Source organism: Persicitalea sp., assembly GCF_041751555.1.
Lineage (GTDB): Bacteria > Bacteroidota > Bacteroidia > Cytophagales > Spirosomataceae > Persicitalea.
This window is the reverse complement of sequence record NZ_JBGSXF010000250.1, coordinates 1-2147: the sequence shown is the minus strand read 5'-3', so window position 1 is coordinate 2147 and position 2147 is coordinate 1. Positions and strand designations below refer to the sequence as shown.

Sequence of the window (2147 nt, the reverse complement as noted above, 5' to 3'; positions counted from 1 at the left end):
TCTTTGAAGTTGTCCAGATTTTTGTAATTGAAAAAACCGTGCGGTTGTCCTTCGTACAGGTGGAGATCGCAGCGTCCACCCCTGGCTTCTACTTTTTTCTGGTAGGCTTTGGCCGTGCTGACGGGTACTAAGTTGTCCTCGGTTCCGAGGAAAAAAATCGTGGGTGGAGAAACCGTATTCAGATTATGAAACGGCGAAAATTCAGGATAGCGCTCGCCGATGCGCTCGTGCCCGTAGCCTTTGGGGCCGTTGTCGATCACGGGGTTGTACAAAACCAGAGCTTGCGGTACGGTGCTGATCGTTAGATCGTCCTTCGGGTCGTCCAGGCCGGGTAGTTGAGCCACGGCGGCGGCCAGGTGTGCACCCGCGCTACCGCCCGCCGCGATGAGTCGGCCCTCGTCGATTCCCAACAAATCAGCGTGCTGTCGCAGGTAGCGCACGGCGGACTTGGCATCAGCTACCGACTCAAAAGGCGTGGTGCCGTGGCGATTTCTGACCCGGTAGTCGGCCTGGGCGCACACCATGCCTCGGCTGGCGAAGTACCTGGCGTGTTCGTCGAACTGCCCGATGCGGCCATTCACCCAACCACCACCGAAGAAAAAGACGATCGTCGCGTATCGGCGACCGGGTTGGTAGTCGGGCGGGTAGTCCAGCTTGATGGTCAGTTCGGTGCTGTCGATTTTTTTGTACACCACTTCCATCGATTGCTGGGCGTAGGTTGTGGTGGAAAAGATAAGCAACAGCAGAAGGGCACGTTTCATAATTTTTTTATGCTTTGAGGTCACGAAATTTCAGATAATCTTCTCGGTACTTTTCCAAATATCATCGTCGTACAGGATGCCGAGCCCACTTCGATCAGAAATAACTACCCGGCCATTTTTTACGCCAACTTCCGAATACCAGGAAGGCGCTTTTTCACCGGGATTATAAACCAATTCCTGCAAACCGTACAGATTGGACGCCAGCGCCGCTACCTGCCAAAACGGCCCGATGAGCGGATCAGCCTTGGGCGAGTGTGGCGCGAAGCCCTTCTTGCCATACACACGGGCGATTTCGGACACCTGCAAAGCGCGGAGGATGCCGCCGTTGTAATATAGGTCGGGTTGCAGGATGTCGTAGACGTCGGTCTGCGCCAATCGCCGGAAGCGGTAGATGCTGGTGTCCTGCTCGCCACCCGCCAGTTTAATTTTGGTCAGGATTTCGCATACCATTCGGGTGCCGTCTTCATCCTCGAAGTTGCAGGGTTCCTCGAAGATTTCCGCGCCGTAGTCTTCCAGCAATCGCCCAATTTCAATGCCTTCCTGCGGGGAGTAGGAACCGTTGGCGTCGGCGTAGATCGTGATGCCGTCGCCGAGTATTTTCCGCACCGTCGGTACTAGCTTCCGGGTTTGGGCATCGTTCTCGGCTGTGTTGGCCATCCGTCCGCCGACTTTGATCTTTACCCCTTTGGCTCCAGTCGCATCCAGCTTTGCCAGCAGGTCATTGGCAATTTTAGTCGGGTCTCCCTCGCGGTTGAAGTCAGAAATATACACGCCATAATCATGGCGAACGGGTTTTCCCAACAACTCATAGACGGGCTTCTTGGCCAGCTTGCCCAACAAATCCCAGACCGCGATTTCGACCGAGCCGATGCAATTCCAAAGCGGCATTCCGGCGTATTTGTAGTTGCTGTTCAGGCGGTAGGCGTTGTCGGCAAGTTGGGGAAGCAGCCGCGCGTCTTTGCCTTCAAAGTGCGGAATCACCAAGCCTTTGAGCAAAGAGGTGAGGTTTTGCATTCGGGCGTTGCACTGCGTGATGCCGCGTGTACCGTCCTCAGCGGTCACGACGAGCATGAGTTCACCCTGAGTTTTTAGTAATTCAACCGCGCGAATCGTGATGGGTACTTTGAAGGTTTTTGTTAGGTCTGGAAGGGGCCAGCTGGGGAAGTCATCGTTATTGATTCGTTTAGAATTAGCCCCTGAAAGATAAGGTAGTGCAATGAGTCCCAGGGAACTTTGCAGGAATTTTTTACGGGTTAGCATAGCGGGACTTGATTTTTTATAGTTAAGGGAAAACTCCGGGAACGTAACAGGAATAAAAGCTGGCAATTCCGAATTGCCTGAATTCTTGCTTCTTTCCTACGGACGGATAGGCAGGGGCAGGTAATC

The 2147-nt window shown here is 53.8% G+C and carries 2 protein-coding genes; both read right to left on the bottom strand.

The genetic code is table 11. The features are described 5' to 3' along the window. Positions 1-761, bottom strand: a 761-nt coding sequence (locus ACEW8P_RS08935) for an alpha/beta hydrolase (protein ID WP_373512740.1), incomplete at its 3' end; no start/stop codon positions are given. Positions 762-791: 30 nt separating this feature from the next. Further along, positions 792-2021, bottom strand: a complete 1230-nt coding sequence (locus ACEW8P_RS08930) for a mandelate racemase/muconate lactonizing enzyme family protein (RefSeq protein ID WP_373512739.1) — start codon at positions 2019-2021, stop codon at positions 792-794. Positions 2022-2147 lie beyond the last annotated feature (126 nt).